The following is a 15544-nucleotide window of genomic DNA, read 5'->3' on the forward strand; positions in this document are numbered from 1 at the left end:
TGTATATAAAAATTTACACCCTGAGAGTGAGTAGGAAAGAAAAATGAACCACGTAAATCACAAAGATAGCATTCATAATGTGAATATTGTTAATGAAAAAGTGCTAATTACACCACACGAACTGAAAGAAAAATTGCCATTACCACAACATTTATCTCATCAAATTGAGCAATCGCGGGCGGATATTGCGAATATTATTCATAAAAAAGATAATCGTTTATTAGTGGTGATCGGACCCTGTTCCATTCACGATCCCCTTTCTGCCTTGGATTATGCAAAACGATTGAAAGCCTTGTCAGATGAATTAAAAAATCAGCTTTACATTGTGATGCGTGTGTATTTTGAAAAACCACGTACGACTGTCGGCTGGAAAGGATTAATCAATGATCCGAAAATTGACGGTAGTTTTGATGTGGAACACGGATTGCATATTGCACGCCAATTATTGTTAGAGCTGGCAGAAATGGGCTTACCGCTTGCTACTGAAGCCCTTGATCCTATCACACCACAATATATGGCGGATTTATTTAGCTGGTCGGCTATTGGGGCAAGAACCACAGAATCACAAACACACCGTGAATTGGCATCAGGCTTGTCAATGGCGGTAGGTTTCAAAAATGGCACAGATGGTAGCATTGCAACAGCTATTAATGCAATGAATGCTTCGGCAATGGGGCATAGTTTTATTGGAATCAACCAACAAGGGCAGGTAAATTTGCTCAACACGGCAGGCAATCCAAACGGACATATTATTCTGCGTGGCGGTAAAGTGCCAAATTATCAAGCCGAATTTATTCAACAAGCCGAACAAGAATTGCAAAAAGCTGGCTTAGCACCGGCAATTATGGTGGATTGTAGTCACGGTAATTCCAATAAAGATTATCGTCGTCAGCCAATTGTGGCGCAAGACGTTACGCAGCAAATTGTCAATGGCAACCAATCAATTATAGGCGTGATGCTAGAAAGCCATATCAATGCAGGTAATCAAAGTGCGGAACAGCCGATAAGTGAAATGCAATACGGCGTATCCATTACCGATGCTTGTATTGATTGGGAAACGAGTGAAAAATTATTACGCCAAATGGCACAAGACTTGAGCGAGAAATAACCAAACTGTAAATAAGGACAACAATGTGGACGCCCTAAAAGCACTGCGTACAGAAATTGATACACTAGATCAAGAATTATTGCAATTATTCGCGAAACGGTTGGCATTGGTAAAAAAAGTGGGAGAAATAAAACATCAACAAGGTTTACCTATTTATGTACCAAATCGTGAAGCAGAAATGTTGCAAGCAAGACGACAAGAAGCAGAAAAACTTGGTGTACCGCCTGATTTAATCGAAGATGTACTACGTCGTTTAATGCGAGAATCTTACACCAGAGAAAATCAATTTGGTTTTAAAACCGTTAATCCAAACATTAAAAAAATTGTTATTGTTGGCGGAAACGGAAAGCTAGGCGGATTATTCGGGCGTTATCTACAGCTTTCTGGCTATCAAGTTGAAAATTTAGGGCGAAATGATTGGTGCCAAGCAGATGAGATTCTATCGGGTGCAGATGTAGTCATTGTCTCTGTACCCATCGTAAACACAGTAGAAACCATCGAACGCCTTGCCCCTTATTTAACCGAAAATATGCTACTCACCGATCTCACATCGGTGAAAAAAGCCCCGCTAGCTAAAATGCTAGAAGTGCATAAGGGGGCAGTAGTGGGCTTGCACCCAATGTTCGGACCAGATATTGCAAGTATGGCAAAACAAGTTGTTGTGCGTTGTGATGGGCGTTATCCTGAGCGCTATCAATGGCTGTTAGATCAAATCAGCATTTGGGGCGCGAAGATTTATCAAGTGGATGCGGCAGAACACGATCAAAGTATGACTTATATTCAAGCTTTACGCCATTTTGCTACCTTCGCCAATGGGCTACATTTATCCAAACAACCCGTGGAATTAGCCAAATTATTAGCATTATCTTCCCCCATTTACCGCTTAGAATTAGCTATGATCGGGCGTCTATTCGCTCAAGATGGGGCATTATATGCCGATATTATTATGGATAAACCTGAAAACCTTGAAGTGATCGAAAGCCTAAAACAAAGTTATGAAGAAAGCCTCACTTTTTTTGAAAATGGCGATAAACAAGGTTTTATCAACGCATTTGAAAAAGTGCGTGATTGGTTTGGCGATTATTCAGAACAATTTCTTAAAGAAAGTCGTCAATTATTACAACAAGCGAATGACTATCGACATCAGTAAATTACAGATTTACATCGCATTATCGGCTTTCAACATTGACTTCTAATGAGCAGACGTTCTCTGCTCATTCTCATATTTAATCATCTTGCCAAATATTGTGGAATTTTCGGAACACGTGAGATCATAAGTGCGGTGTAAAATAAGGCCATTTTTTATTTTTAACCTGAGTGGTTAAGAAAAAACCAACTCCAACACTCAGGTCAAAAAGTTTTATCTTTTAACCATTTTTCTCCGATTCTTCCTCACCCCCTCAACACTCACCAAGAAAATCGCAAGCCATATTAGGGCAAAAGCGGCAAGTTTGGCACCGCCGACAGGTTCGTGATAGACAAAGACGGCAAGCATCAGCACAAGCGAGGGTGTGAGGTATTGCAGCATGGCAAGGGTGTTGAGCGGCAGGCGTAAGGCGGCAAGGTTAAAGGTGATGAGCGGCACCAAGGTCAGCACACCGCACAAAAAGAGCAAAAAGCCCGTTAAATCAAAAGCAAAATGGGTCGGATAATAGGCAAGATAGCCCAAGGCAAAGGGCAGCATCAGCGTGGTTTCCACCAGTAATCCTGCCATCGCCCCGACAGCGGCTTTTTTACGCAAAGTGGCGTAAAGTGCGGTAAAAACCGCCAAACAAACGGCAATCCACGGCAAGTTGCCTGCCAAAAAGATTTCTAGGGCAACGGCGAGAATAACCAGCACAAAGGCGGTTTTGCCCACAGGGCTTAAGCGTTCGCCAAACAGCCAAAAGCCCAGCACCATCTGCACAATGGGAGCGATGAAGTTGCCAAGGGCGGCATCGGCCATTCTGTCTGTAATGATGGCATAAATATAAATGTCCCAAGCAAGGGCAATGGTGCTGCCGCTCATCAAAAGCAGTAGCAGGCTGCGTTTGCTGCCGATAACGGTTTTGACGCTTTGCCACTGCCTGTTTAGGCTGATAAAAATAAGCAGCAGTAATAAAGAAAAGAGAATGCGAAAGACGATGATTTCTGTCGCCCCAACGCCTTGCAGCAGTTTAAAAACAAGCGGGGTTAAGCCCCAAATCAGCATGGTGATGAGGGCGTAGATTAGCCCTGCTTTTTGTTCGTTTAAAGGGTTCATTTTTTATCCTTGTGTTTTTATAAATTTATGGATGATTTTAGCATACTAGTGCTTTACTGATTAGCCCTGATTTTGGATAGGGTTTATCGAAATTTTGCGGTAATGGATTTGTTTTTATGGCAAAAGTCAAAGAATCAGGCTGCCTGAAAACGTCAAAATAGCGTTTTTAAACCGCTCGATGCTTTGGCAAGTCTTAAAATCAGCAGAAAATGGCAGCCGTGCTGATTTTACCCAAATTTTTATCGTGATGATGGTGCCGATTATCCCAAAAGGCTTGACCGTGCTGATGAATTAAGGTATAATTCGTCCAAGTTTTTAAACCTATAAACAGAGTTACAAACAGAAGATTATAGTCGCTTAAATTTAAACGAAAAAAGTTGCCCATCTGCCCTATGTCAGCCCAAACCAAAGCCATCTTAAAACAATGTATCCCCACTTTTTCCATTTTGGCGGACGAAAACCGCCACGAGATTTTGGATTTATTGATTATTCACGGCAAATTAAATGTGAATGAGCTTACCGAAAAAATCCATTTATCCCGTCCTGCGGTGTCGCACCATTTAAAGCTTATGCTTCAGGCGGGGCTGGTGCAGGTTACGCAAGTGGGCAAGGAGCGTTATTATTTTGCGACTTTGGAGGATTCCGCCCTTTTGTTAAAAGCACTGGTTGAGTCATTGCAAGCGCATTGTGGCTGGAACGGATAGCTTACGGATAGGACGAATTTTTTAGACTTCCCAAAGACTTTTTATAAGGAAAAATCATGAACCCTTTATTACAGCAATTATTAGACCGCCAAGCACTGCGTGATGTCGTTGATACCTTCTCTAATTTAGCGGACGAATGGCGGATTCACGAACAGGTTGTGCAACTCTTTACCCCTGATGCGGTGGTCAATACGCACATCAATGGGCAATTGGTGTATGAAATGCAGGGACACGAAGAGATTGAGCGGGTTTTTACCGATTTTACCAAGCAGTTTGACACCATGTATCACGCAAACGGTCAGCATACGGTAACTTTTCATAGTGAAACTCATGCAAGTGCCGTCTTGTATTGCATGGTGAAATTGGCAAATGCTGCCGAAATTCAAACCCATTCGGTGCGTTATCTTGATGATTTTATTAAACAAGATGATAAGTGGCTGATTCAAAAACGTGTGGCTCATTTTATGATAAGCGAAACACAAAGCAAATCCGCTTCAAAAAGCCCAAATGAATAATATGGCAATGACAGAACAAAGCCTGATTGAGCAAGTTTTTGATGACTATATGCAGGCGGTTATTAAGGTCGATATTGACACCCTTTATCGATTAACCGAAAGCGATTTTACACTGACGCACGTTACAGGCACTGTGCAATCATTGGCGGATTATGTGCAATTCATTCAAGAAGGCACTTTTCATTATTACTCCTATCATAAGCAATTGAGTGAAATTACGGTCGATGGACAACATGCCAAGATGTATGTGCGTGGCGAAACAGATGCCCGCATTTATGGCATAAGAAAAGTGTGGAAAATCGGTCAAACGCTATCCTTAATCCATAATGGACAAGCGTGGAAAATCAGCAAAATTGTGGTGTAAAACTTTTCAGGCAGCCTGAAACGACATGATAGGTTTAGGCTGCTTTATTTTTAACCTTATGAGTTTATATTCTTAAATCTATAAACTCTATTACAAGGAAATCCAAGTGATGTTATTTGAATCTTTCACCTTTAAAAACGGCAAAACCGCCAAAAACCGCTTTTTTAAATCCGCAATGGAAGAGCAGCTTGCCGTCCATAACCATGTCAGCGATAAATTGGTCAAACTCTACAACACTTGGGCAAAAGGCGGTGCGGGCATACTGGTTACGGGCAATGTGATGATTTGCCAGCAAGGCAAAGGTTCGCCAGATGATGTCGTGCTATCTGATGACGGCGACTTACCGATGCTCAAGAAATGGGCAACAGCAGGCACGCAAGACAACACCCTGCTCATCATGCAAATCAACCACGCAGGCAAGCAATCACCCAAAGCCCTAAACGCCGAACCTGTTGCCCCAAGTGCTGTGCCGCTTAGTGGCATGGAGGGCTTTTTTAATCCGCCCAGAGCTTTGACGATACCCGAAATTCATACCTTGATTGCCCAATTTGCCAAAACCGCCCAACTTGCCGAACAAGCAGGCTTTTCAGGCGTGCAGATTCATGCGGCACACGGCTATCTGATTAGCCAATTTTTATCACCCCACCACAACCGCCGTGATGATGAATATGGCGGCAGTTTGGACAATCGCATGCGGTTTTTGGTCGCCATTTATGAGGCAATTCGGTCAGCGGTGCAGCCTGAATTTTTGGTGGGCGTGAAACTCAATTCCGCCGATTTTCAAAAAGGCGGCTTTGATGAGCGCGAATCGGTGCAGGTGATTGCCAAATTAAGTGAGCTTGGGATTGATTTTATTGAAGTCTCTGGCGGTAATTATGAAAGCCCCGTGATGCTGTCAAGCAAGGCAAGTTCACAAAAACGTGAGGCCTATTTTTTGGATTACGCCCAAAAAGCACGCACGGTCAGTCAAGTGCCGCTTATCGTTACAGGCGGATTTCGTTCGCAAAGTGCGATGAATGATGCACTAACAAGCGGTGAGCTCGATTTTGTCGGCGTGGCACGCCCGTTTGCGTTAGTGCCTGATTTACCCAATCAAATCCAAGCTGGAACATACCAAACGATTGCCCTCAAGCCCGTTGCCACAGGGGCAGCCAAAATTGATGAAAAAATGGGGTCGGTGCTGGAAATGGGCTGGTATATGTATCAAATGGCACGCATGGGCGTTGGGAAAAAGCCAGACCCAAACACATCGGCGTGGCGGATTTTGTGGCGGACGCTTTGGCAAAACGGCAAGGCAGGTTTAAAAAGCAGTCGGGTTTGATGCTGCGGTTACTTTTTTTTAAATTTAAGCGGTTGAAAGGCTGCCTGAACATGTTGGTTTTAAGTTTTCAGGCAGCCTTTTTTATGGAAAAGAGAATGAAAAGTGCGGTCAAAAATCTTAAAATCTTTACCCCCATTTTGTCTGTTTTTAGTTTTAAATCATTTTTCTACCCACTCGGGTGGAAATTTACGTATCAGATAAATTGCTATTCTTTCAATCAGGCTGCCTGAAAACTTAAAAAATAGGTTTTTCAGGCAGCCTGTTTGCCTTTATCCATAGCCCTTTATAGCCGTTTACACCTCAAGCTTTCTGCCCGTCAGCCACGCCACCATGGCAGGGTCGCGGTGTGAGAAAAAGGCAGAGGTTTGGGTGTCAATGGCGGTGATGGCAAGCATATCTTCTTGGCTTAGGGCAAAGTCAAAAATATTGCGGTTTTCTTGCATACGTTCTTGACGCACGGTTTTGGCAAGCGAGACGATTTCACGCTGATACAGCCAGCGAAGCACCACTTGTCCGACCGTTTTGCCGTATTTTTCGCCGATTTGCGTGAGTACAGGGTAGGTAAATAAGCCGTTTTTGCCTTCTGCAAAAGGTGCCCACGCTTCGGAAATCACGCCGTTCGTTTGCAGCCAAGGCACATCATGCAGCCGCTGGTGAAACGGATTGACCTCAATTTGATTAACCATCGGGGCAATGCGGTTAAACGCCATCAAATCTGCCACGCGGTCGGGGTGGAAGTTGCTCAAGCCAATGGCTTTGATTTTGCCTGCTTCATACAGCTCTTCCATCGCCCGCCACGCCCCATACACATCGCCATAAGGCTGATGAATCAAATACAAATCCACATAGTCAAGCTGCAAGCGGTTTAAAGAACGCTCAAATTGGGCTTTTGCACCCTCATAGCTTGCATCTTGCAGCCAAAGTTTGGTGGTGATGAAGAGTTCATCTCTTGCGATACCGCTTTGTTTAATGGCGTTGTCGACTTCGCGTTCGTTTTGGTAGCTGGCAGCGGTGTCTATCAGGCGGTAGCCCGATTCAATGGCACTGAGTATCGCTTGTTCGCATTCTTTGGCATCATTCATTTGGAAAACACCAAAGCCGATTTTGGGCATAGATACGCCGTTTTTTAAGGTTAAAGTGTGCATCATGGTTTCCTTTTTTGTTTAATATCAATAATCAATGGGTTCATTATAGCGCTTGCAAAAGGCTGTGATTAGCCCATCATTTCCGATATACTTTATCGAAAAATACGCATAATTAATTTTATTGCCGTTTAATTTTCAAATAATCCACGGATAAAAAATGGAAAGTCTTGACCGCCTACATTTGTTCACTGCCATTATTGACGCGGGCAGTTTCACCAAAGCGGCTGCCCAGCTTGGTATTGCCCAGTCGACCCTAAGTTACAGCCTAAAACAGCTAGAAACCTCGCTTGGCGTGCGGCTTGTGCAGCGTAACACGAGAAGCCTAGCCCTCACCGAAGCAGGGCAGCGGCTATACGATGAGCTAAAACCACTGCTGCGTGCCGTACAAAACAGCACCGAACTGGTGCAGGAATTTGCCCATGAACCGCAAAGCCGTATTCGGCTGACGGGGTCGCCACTCGTTTTTCGTTATCTTTTGCAAAAACCGCTTGCCGCGTTTCGCCGTGCCTATCCCAACGTCTGCCTTGAGCTGCACAGCGATGTACGCTTTACCGACATCATTCACGAACGCTTTGATGCAGGTATCCGCTTGGGGGGATTTTTGGCGAAAGACATGATTGCAAGGCGAATCAGTCCTGATTTAACCATGACGGTGGCGGCAAGCCCAAGCTATCTTGAGCGCCACGGCGCGCCCCAAACTGTAGACGAACTGCACAGCCACAGCTGCCTGCTTTACCGCCTGCCAAGCCTTGATAACCTGATGGCTTGGGAATTTTGCGATAAAAATGGCCGCACTTTTTCCATCACCCCAAGCCATAGCCCATTGATTACCAATGATTTTGACCTGCTTTTTGCCGCGGCTAAAGCAGGCGAAGGGCTGATTTGGCTGCCTGAATTTGTCTTAAAACAAGAAAGCAAGCAGGGCGAACTGGTCGCCGTCCTCAAGGATGATGCGGTGTGCTATGAAGGCTTTCACCTTTATTACCCAAGCCGCAGAGAAAGCCCTGTTTTTAATGCACTGGTGCAGATGCTTGTGGCGGCGGAATGCGGTTTAATGAGGTTTTGATAAGCAGTTATTATTTTACAGATAAAATGAGCTGGATATTTCTTATCACATTAAAGCACTTATTTTCTAATTTTAAAATGAGAAAAAATTGAAGGAAAAGTAATGACAGATATTAAAAAACCTAATGTTTTTATTTCTAAAATAGAAGACTTGCTGAGTAAAAATCTAAATCTGCCTGATTATCAACGCCCGTACAAATGGGAAACTCGCCATGTGCGGCAATTATTAAATGATTTATTGAACCATTTTAAACAAAATCAGCTTACACAAAATCAGCTTACACAAAATCAGCGGTATCGGATTGGTACGGTAGTCTTGCATCAAAATAAAGAAAAAAAAGAAAAAAATGATATTGTGGACGGACAACAACGCTTAACCACACTGACATTACTGCTAAAAATTTTGGATAATAAATTGGATTTAAAATTATTAAATCAGGAATACCCACATACCATTAGCCAAAAAAATCTAAGGCAAAATTATCAATTTATTAAAGATTTCTTAAAAGAAAATACGGATATTAAGCAAGACCAAGACAAGTTTAAAAAATATATTTTATCCACCTGCGAAATGGTTTGTGTAGAATTGGATAATTTAGACGAAGCTTTTCAATTTTTTGATTCACAAAATGCACGCGGAAAAGCCCTAGAAACTTACGATTTGCTCAAAGCCTACCATCTGCGGGCAATGCAAGGGAAACCAGCCGCCAGCATTTATCAATGCGTTTCAGCGTGGGAAGAGGCGGCACTTGCAGATAAAGACGCACCTAATTTACACAAAATTATCAATCAAATGCTTTTCAGACTGCGCGTGTGGCAAATGGGGCAAAGCGGTGAACATTTTACCAGCGATGAATTATCGGTTTTCAAAGGGGTTTCGGAAACGGCTTCATATCCTTATATTCAGGCTGCATTGGCCTCTCAAGCATTAGCAAAATTTACCTCTGCCAATCCTTTTTGGTTTCGGGAACAATTTACCCAGCCCAGCTTTCAAGCCAAGCAAACCATTATTGATGGCGAGTGGTTTTTTCAGTATATAGAACATTATCGCAAAATATACAATCAATTATTTAATAAAGAAACGGGTTTATTATGCAAAATCACGCAGGTGAATGGTGTTGATTTAGATAAAAATTTAATTGATTTTTTAGACAATCATCACGGTGCTTATCGTACGGGCGACCGTTATTTACGCAGTTTATTTGAGTGTTTGGTATTGGCTTATTTTGATAAATTTGGCAAAGAGAAATTGAATGCTTTTGTCAATAAAGCGTTTATTTGGATCTATCGGATACGCATTGAATCAGGACGCGTTACTTTTGCCACTATCGATAATGAAGTAACGGCGAGAAATAGCCTCTTTACCCATTTAGAATATAGCCATACACCAGAAAATGTTATGCAATTTAGCAATCTGGCTATTAAAAATATTAAATTTGAAAATGTTGATAAAAAAATTCAACAAATTTTTAACATTCCAAATAAAGAAGAAGCAAAATGAGACAAGAAAACACACAAATTAAATCACTTACGGTTGAAAAATTATTGCGTGAAGATGATTATATTATCCCCATTTATCAACGCAATTATGCTTGGGGCGATACTGAAATAGAAGCATTATTGACTGATTTGGTTAACGCCTATAAACGAGATGTGAAGAATTATTATATTGGCAGTTTGGTGGTTTATCGCCGAGATGATGGCAAATTTGAAGTGATTGATGGGCAGCAGCGTTTGACCACTTTCACCTTAATCAAAGCATTTTTCTTGCAAAAAAATCTAGCTGATACTTTATCCGCTGGACGCAATCTTTCATTTGAATATCGTGAGGAATCCGATAATGCATTAGATAATTTACAGCAGCCTGAAAAGCTGCCTTGGAATTTTAAAGACGCGATGCAATCCATTCAACGGCATTGGGATGCATTGGTTAAAGATATTGATTTACAAGATTTTATTAATTTTATTTTGAATAATGTGAAAATTATCCGCACGGAAGTTCCGCCAAAAACGGATTTAAATCATTATTTTGAAATAATGAATACGCGAGGCGAACAGCTTGAAAAACACGAAATTTTAAAAGCACGGCTGATGAGCCGCTTAGCTGAGTTATCTAAAGATGATGCCAATACCGTAGGTTTTCAGGCAGCCTTTGCCAAAATTTGGGACGCGTGTTCGGATATGAACCGCTATGTGGTGATGGGCTTTAAACCTGAAATTAGGAAACAAATTTTTGGTAAGAATTGGCAACAAATTCCCTCTCAACGTTTTGACGAGATTGCAAAAGATTTTGAGAAGAATAAAAACAATGATGATAAACAAACTTCCTCTCAAAATTCTGAAAACCAAGATAGTAATGAAAAATTTACTATGAGAAATATTATTGATGATGAAGTAAAAATTGCCACAGAAGAAAATGAAGAAGGAAACGGAGGAGGAGATGAAAACTCGGAACGATTTAATTCCGTGATTGATTTTCCTAACTTTTTGCTGCACGTTTTGCGTATTTATCACGAAAATAATCAAATTAATTTAGGACAAGTGAAGAAAATTGCATTAGATGACAAAACATTGTTAGACAGTTTTCAAAAGAAAGATTTTGAACTTGAGGATATTAAAAAATTTGCCTATCTTTTGCTAAAATGTCGTTATCTATTTGATAGCTATGTGATTAAATCGGACAGCACCAAAGAAGAAGAGGGGAATTGGTCATTATTAAAAATCCAACCGCAAACCAATAAAACAAGTAGCTATCAATATAATAACAGTTTTGGCGATACAGAAGAACAAAGAAAGACGGTTATGCTGCTATCTATGTTTCATATTTCGTATCCATCACGAATTTATAAAAACTGGCTGTATGCGGTGTTGCGTTGGCTGTATCAGCAGGAGAATATTACTTCTAATCAATATATTTCATTTTTAGAAAATTTAAGCGACAAATATTATTTTGGTCATTATGGAAAAGGCAGTGATTTTTTTGATTTAATTACTAAAAATGATGATGTTATCAGTGCCGTTGCCATTCCAGAAGATGCTGAAATATTAAATTCTGGGACAAATGTGCCGAATTTTATTTTTAACCGCTTGGATTATTTATTGTGGAAAAACAAAAAGGGGCAATACCAAAATTTCACCTTTACCTTCCGCAGTTCAGTGGAGCATTTTTATCCGCAAACGCCACAAAATGGTGAACCTTTAAGCGATGAGGTCTTGCATTCTTTTGGAAATTTGTGTTTGATTTCATCAAGTATGAATTCTAAATTTTCTAACAATATGCCCGAAGCAAAGATTGCTAATTTTGGGACAAATCAAAATCTGAGTTTAAAATTATCTGTGATGATGGATAAAAAAGCATGGGACGAAGAAACGTGGAATGAGACGGCAATCAAGCGTCATGGAAAAAAGATGATTGAACTATTAAATACAAAGCATTCTGAATAGAAACCGTGTCGTAATGGCTTTCAGTAAATATGCAAGGCATTCCCCTATACTCATCGTTTACCGGCATCACGCCTATTAACAAAGGCTGGTCGGAAGATAAAAAATACCATATTAAAATGAAAGACGGCAGCGATCTTCTCTTACGGCTTTCAGGTAGCCAATACCACAAAGAAAAAGCGGCGGAATTTGCCCTTGCCGAGCGTATGTATGCCGCCGATATTCCTATGGCACGCCCGATAGCTTTTGGTGTATGCACGGACGGCGAAAACGTGTATCAGCTTTTGAGTGGTGCCAAGGCGAAGAAGCCAAAGAAATCTTGCCATCAATGCCCATTGACCAGCAATATCACTTTGGCGAAAAAGCAGGTGAAATCCTGCGGCAAATGCTCAGTATTGAAGCCCACGCACTCTCAAATAAATGGGCAGAAATTTATGGGCAAAAAGTGCAGCATTATTTGGCAAATTATCGCAAGTTCGGTGCAAAACTTTTTGGTGAAACATTGCTGCTTGATTATTTAGACCGCCATCAAACTTTGCTTAACAATCGCCCAATGCACCTTTTGCACGGCAATTATCAGACCGACAATATGGTGATTTTTGAAAATCGCTTAAGCATTCTTGGCTTTCAGGGCAGCGGTTTGGTGGATTCGTATTACACGCTCACGGGGGCAATGGTGAGTGCCGAAACCAGTCCCGCTTTTGCCACAGGGCAGCTGCATCGCTATTTTGGGGCGAAGATTCCGCAGGATTTTTGGGCGTTAAATGCCTTTTATCTGGCAGCCGAAAGCCTTAATGCCTTTACCGTTGCAGTGGCTTTGGGCGAGGAGGAAGTTGCCTTTTGTCAGCAAATGAGCCAAAAAATGCTCTCGTGGTTTGATGATTTTAGAAGGCTTGAGCCTGATTGGTTTTTGGAATTTTAGATGAGGTATTAATAAAAGGCAGCCTGAAAGGTAAAGATCGTTTTCAGCAATCTTTTAATTAGTAAAGTGCGGTCATTATTTTGTTTATTTTTTACTGATAGATGAATAGGTTAGCTAGATTTTATGCAATTAAAAATGGGATTTTTGAGCTAGCTCACAAAATTGATGTCTTTCGCAAGATCTTTATCGTATTCTACTTTATGATTCACAATGTTTTATCGTGATGTAAAGGAGAATGCGAAATGAATAATCATCTTCAACAACATATTTCAGAGAGAATTCGGCAATCACTTCCTGAATTAAGTCATCCATCTTTGGCTTTAGATCTTTGGAATATCCTTGCAGAACAGCATTTTCAAGGCTTTCTCCCGCATTTTACGGTTAATCATTTATGTGAAAAATATCATCTGACCGCCAAACAATTGGCATTAGTCTTACTGCCTATTAGTGCGTGTTATGCAAATCCAACGATTTCTCATTTTAGCGTTGGGGCTGTTGTAATGGGGGAAAGTGGCAATCTCTATTTCGGTGCAAATCAAGAGTTTTGCACCACGCATATTCAGCAAACTATTCACGCAGAGCAAAGTTCCATTTCCCACGCTTGGATGCGAGGAGAGCGAAAATTAACGGACGTAACGGTAAACTATACGCCGTGCGGACATTGTCGCCAGTTTATGAATGAATTAAACAGTGCTGAAACGTTGCATATTCACTTGCCTCATAGCCAAAATAATTTGCTGCATCACTATTTGCCTGATTCGTTTGGTCCAAAAGATTTGGCTATTTCTTGTCGATTGTTTGATGAACATCATAATGGTTTACGTTATAGCACAGAAGATCCTGTTATTTTGGCCGCTTTAAATGCCGCTAACCAAGCTCACGCCCCTTATTCGCAAAGCTATTCGGGGATTGCGATTCAGTTGCAAGATCATCAAATTTTCTGTGGAAGTTATGCTGAAAATGCCGCATTTAACCCTGCATTACCGGCAATGCAAGTGGCATTGAATTATTTGTTATTAAGTGGCGCAGAAACAGAAATGATCCAACGGGTTGTGATGGTGGAACAACCTCTCAATCTTTCTTATCGCAAAATGGCGGAAGAATTATTGGTCTATTTAGCTGATGTGCCGTTGGAGTATGTGGTTTTATAGTAATTTTAGTTTTACTAGGTTATGTTTTAGCCAGAAAAGGAATATTTATTTTACGATAAAAGTGCGGTTAACATTTTAATAGCCACTCAAACTTTAAAAGTTTTTACCGCACTTTTGTACTCAATTACAATTCTTCTGAAGAATAATATCCCCCCATTGCACTATAAACCGCATTTTCACTTTGAATAAGATTATATTTAGCGTTCAAAATAGAAAGCTCAGAATTACGCTCGGTGCTGGCGGCGTTTAGCCATTCTCTTAATTCAGAAATGCCTGCATCATAGCGATTTTTATAATATTGCGTGATGCGTTTATTGTAATCATAAGTTTGTTTTAAGTTCGCAAAGTTTTGACGTGCTTGGCTGTAAGCAAAATAATTAGTATCAATATCGTTTAATGCTTTTGTAATACTTTGCTCAAAATTCACTAATGCTAAATCATAGGCTGATTCTGAAATTTTTACGTTCCATTTCACCGTATTCCAGCTCAAGAATGGTAAGCTAATTCCGACCGTCCCACCTGCAATTGGTGTATTGAATGCATTATCAATTTTGTTTCCACTAGAACCTAAGCTACCGCCTAAAGTAATGCTTGGGAACCAGCTTTTTTGCATTGCTTTAGCATCTTTGAATGCACTGTTCAAGCGGTATTGATAGCCTTTTACATCTGGACGATTTGCAATCGCTGAGAGGGGAACATTCAGGTTTACGCCCACATTCTTCACGTTAAGAATATGTGGATAGTTCACTTTTAATGGATCGCTTGGTTTTAAATTCAATAAGTTACGCAATGTCGCTTCCGCTGTTTTCTTTTGCGTTTGATAATTGATTAAGCTATTACGCGCTGTTAAAACCGCCTGTTGTGCTTGATCTGAACTTGCACGATCGGCAACCCCTTGGCGGAATTTATTTTGCATAATACGATTAATTTCAGAATAGTAATTAATGGTTTTATTCACGGTGCTGATGGCATCATTTAAGTAACCGAGCTGATAATAGGTTAAGATGACGGAATTGATTAATGAAATACGTGTTGCCTCAAGATCTTGCTCAGTCGCAGCGTGTCGCCATTCTGCTGCAGAAGCAGAATCAGCTAAACGACGCCATAAATCTAGCGTATAGCTGACGTTTAATGCCCCACCATGACTAATTACAGAAGCGCCACCATCATGAATATTTTTACTTGCAGAAGAAGAAACAGAACCGCTGAAATTCGGGACTAAATTCGCCCCAATTAAATTTGCATTATAAAGTGCGGTATTTACTGCAATGGCGGCTTTGGCTAAATCTTTATTATTGACCAGTGCTTGTTCAACCAGTTGATTGAGTTGCGGATCTTTGTACAGTGTCCACCAATTCTCTTGGATATGGTATTGTTTGGTTAATTCTTCATATTGTTGGAAATCTTGTTGTGAAGCGTTGTAAGAATCATCAAGATTCGCACAGCCAGCTAATAACACAGACAAGCTAATAGCAAGTGAGAGTTTGGATTGTTTTAACATCATTTTTTCCTTATTAAATAAATTCGTAATAAAATGTTAAGTAAATAAAGTGCGGTGTTATTTTA

The 15544-nt window shown here is 40.8% G+C and carries 14 protein-coding genes; 11 read left to right on the plus strand and 3 right to left on the minus strand.

Annotated elements, in window-relative coordinates:
- Nucleotides 1-43: 43 nt before the first annotated feature.
- A complete protein-coding gene (locus L4F92_RS05370) occupies nucleotides 44-1108 on the plus strand; it encodes a 3-deoxy-7-phosphoheptulonate synthase (RefSeq protein WP_250364494.1) in 1065 nt (354 codons plus the stop codon).
- Between the two features lie 25 nt (nucleotides 1109-1133).
- Complete coding sequence (tyrA, locus tag L4F92_RS05375; protein WP_250364495.1) at nucleotides 1134-2258, plus strand: bifunctional chorismate mutase/prephenate dehydrogenase; 1125 nt, start codon at nucleotides 1134-1136, stop codon at nucleotides 2256-2258.
- Between the two features lie 210 nt (nucleotides 2259-2468).
- Here the strand turns inward: tyrA and rarD are convergent, their stop codons facing one another.
- A complete protein-coding gene (rarD, locus tag L4F92_RS05380; protein WP_250364496.1) occupies nucleotides 2469-3350 on the minus strand; it encodes an EamA family transporter RarD in 882 nt (293 codons plus the stop codon).
- Between the two features lie 392 nt (nucleotides 3351-3742).
- Between rarD and L4F92_RS05385 the strand changes: the two genes are divergently transcribed.
- From L4F92_RS05385 to L4F92_RS05400, 4 genes are all read left to right on the plus strand, one after another.
- Nucleotides 3743-4054 carry an ArsR/SmtB family transcription factor gene (locus L4F92_RS05385; protein WP_250364497.1) on the plus strand — a complete coding sequence of 104 codons (312 nt, stop codon included), beginning with the start codon at nucleotides 3743-3745 and terminating at the stop codon, nucleotides 4052-4054.
- 56 nt (nucleotides 4055-4110) lie between these two features.
- Nucleotides 4111-4569 (plus strand): nuclear transport factor 2 family protein, encoded by a 459-nt coding sequence (locus tag L4F92_RS05390; RefSeq protein WP_250364498.1) that lies wholly within the window; start codon nucleotides 4111-4113, stop codon nucleotides 4567-4569.
- Nucleotides 4562-4933 (plus strand): nuclear transport factor 2 family protein, encoded by a 372-nt coding sequence (locus L4F92_RS05395; protein WP_250364499.1) that lies wholly within the window; start codon nucleotides 4562-4564, stop codon nucleotides 4931-4933. The genes L4F92_RS05390 and L4F92_RS05395 overlap by 8 nt, the downstream gene beginning before the upstream one ends.
- A 109-nt stretch (nucleotides 4934-5042) precedes the next feature.
- On the plus strand, nucleotides 5043-6254 hold the full coding sequence (locus tag L4F92_RS05400; protein ID WP_250364557.1) for an NADH:flavin oxidoreductase/NADH oxidase family protein: 1212 nt from the start codon (nucleotides 5043-5045) through the stop codon (nucleotides 6252-6254).
- Nucleotides 6255-6547: 293 nt separating this feature from the next.
- Here L4F92_RS05400 and L4F92_RS05405 read toward each other — a convergent pair whose 3' ends face one another.
- Nucleotides 6548-7402 carry an aldo/keto reductase gene (locus L4F92_RS05405; RefSeq protein ID WP_442778848.1) on the minus strand — a complete coding sequence of 285 codons (855 nt, stop codon included), beginning with the start codon at nucleotides 7400-7402 and terminating at the stop codon, nucleotides 6548-6550.
- Between the two features lie 154 nt (nucleotides 7403-7556).
- Here L4F92_RS05405 and L4F92_RS05410 point away from each other — a divergent pair, with 154 nt between their 5' ends.
- From L4F92_RS05410 to cdd, 5 genes are all read left to right on the plus strand, one after another.
- Nucleotides 7557-8465, plus strand: a complete 909-nt coding sequence (locus tag L4F92_RS05410) for a LysR family transcriptional regulator (RefSeq protein WP_250364500.1) — start codon at nucleotides 7557-7559, stop codon at nucleotides 8463-8465.
- A gap of 102 nt (nucleotides 8466-8567) precedes the next feature.
- Nucleotides 8568-9965, plus strand: coding sequence for a DUF262 domain-containing protein (locus tag L4F92_RS05415; protein WP_250364501.1), 1398 nt, complete (start codon nucleotides 8568-8570; stop codon nucleotides 9963-9965).
- Nucleotides 9962-11908 (plus strand): DUF262 domain-containing protein, encoded by a 1947-nt coding sequence (locus L4F92_RS05420; protein ID WP_250364502.1) that lies wholly within the window; start codon nucleotides 9962-9964, stop codon nucleotides 11906-11908. Before L4F92_RS05415 ends, L4F92_RS05420 begins: the two co-directional genes overlap by 4 nt.
- A 184-nt stretch (nucleotides 11909-12092) precedes the next feature.
- Nucleotides 12093-12827 (plus strand): phosphotransferase, encoded by a 735-nt coding sequence (locus tag L4F92_RS05425; RefSeq protein ID WP_326938226.1) that lies wholly within the window; start codon nucleotides 12093-12095, stop codon nucleotides 12825-12827.
- A 242-nt stretch (nucleotides 12828-13069) separates the two neighbouring features.
- Complete coding sequence (gene cdd, locus L4F92_RS05430) at nucleotides 13070-13978, plus strand: cytidine deaminase (protein ID WP_250364504.1); 909 nt, start codon at nucleotides 13070-13072, stop codon at nucleotides 13976-13978.
- A 124-nt stretch (nucleotides 13979-14102) separates the two neighbouring features.
- On the opposite strand, the gene tdeA is transcribed toward cdd, so the two are convergent.
- Nucleotides 14103-15479 carry a toxin/drug exporter TdeA gene (gene tdeA / locus L4F92_RS05435; protein WP_250364559.1) on the minus strand — a complete coding sequence of 459 codons (1377 nt, stop codon included), beginning with the start codon at nucleotides 15477-15479 and terminating at the stop codon, nucleotides 14103-14105.
- Nucleotides 15480-15544 lie beyond the last annotated feature (65 nt).

Origin of the sequence: Avibacterium sp. 21-595 (assembly GCF_023611905.1) — a bacterium.
In the GTDB taxonomy this organism is placed as follows: Bacteria; Pseudomonadota; Gammaproteobacteria; order Enterobacterales; family Pasteurellaceae; genus Avibacterium.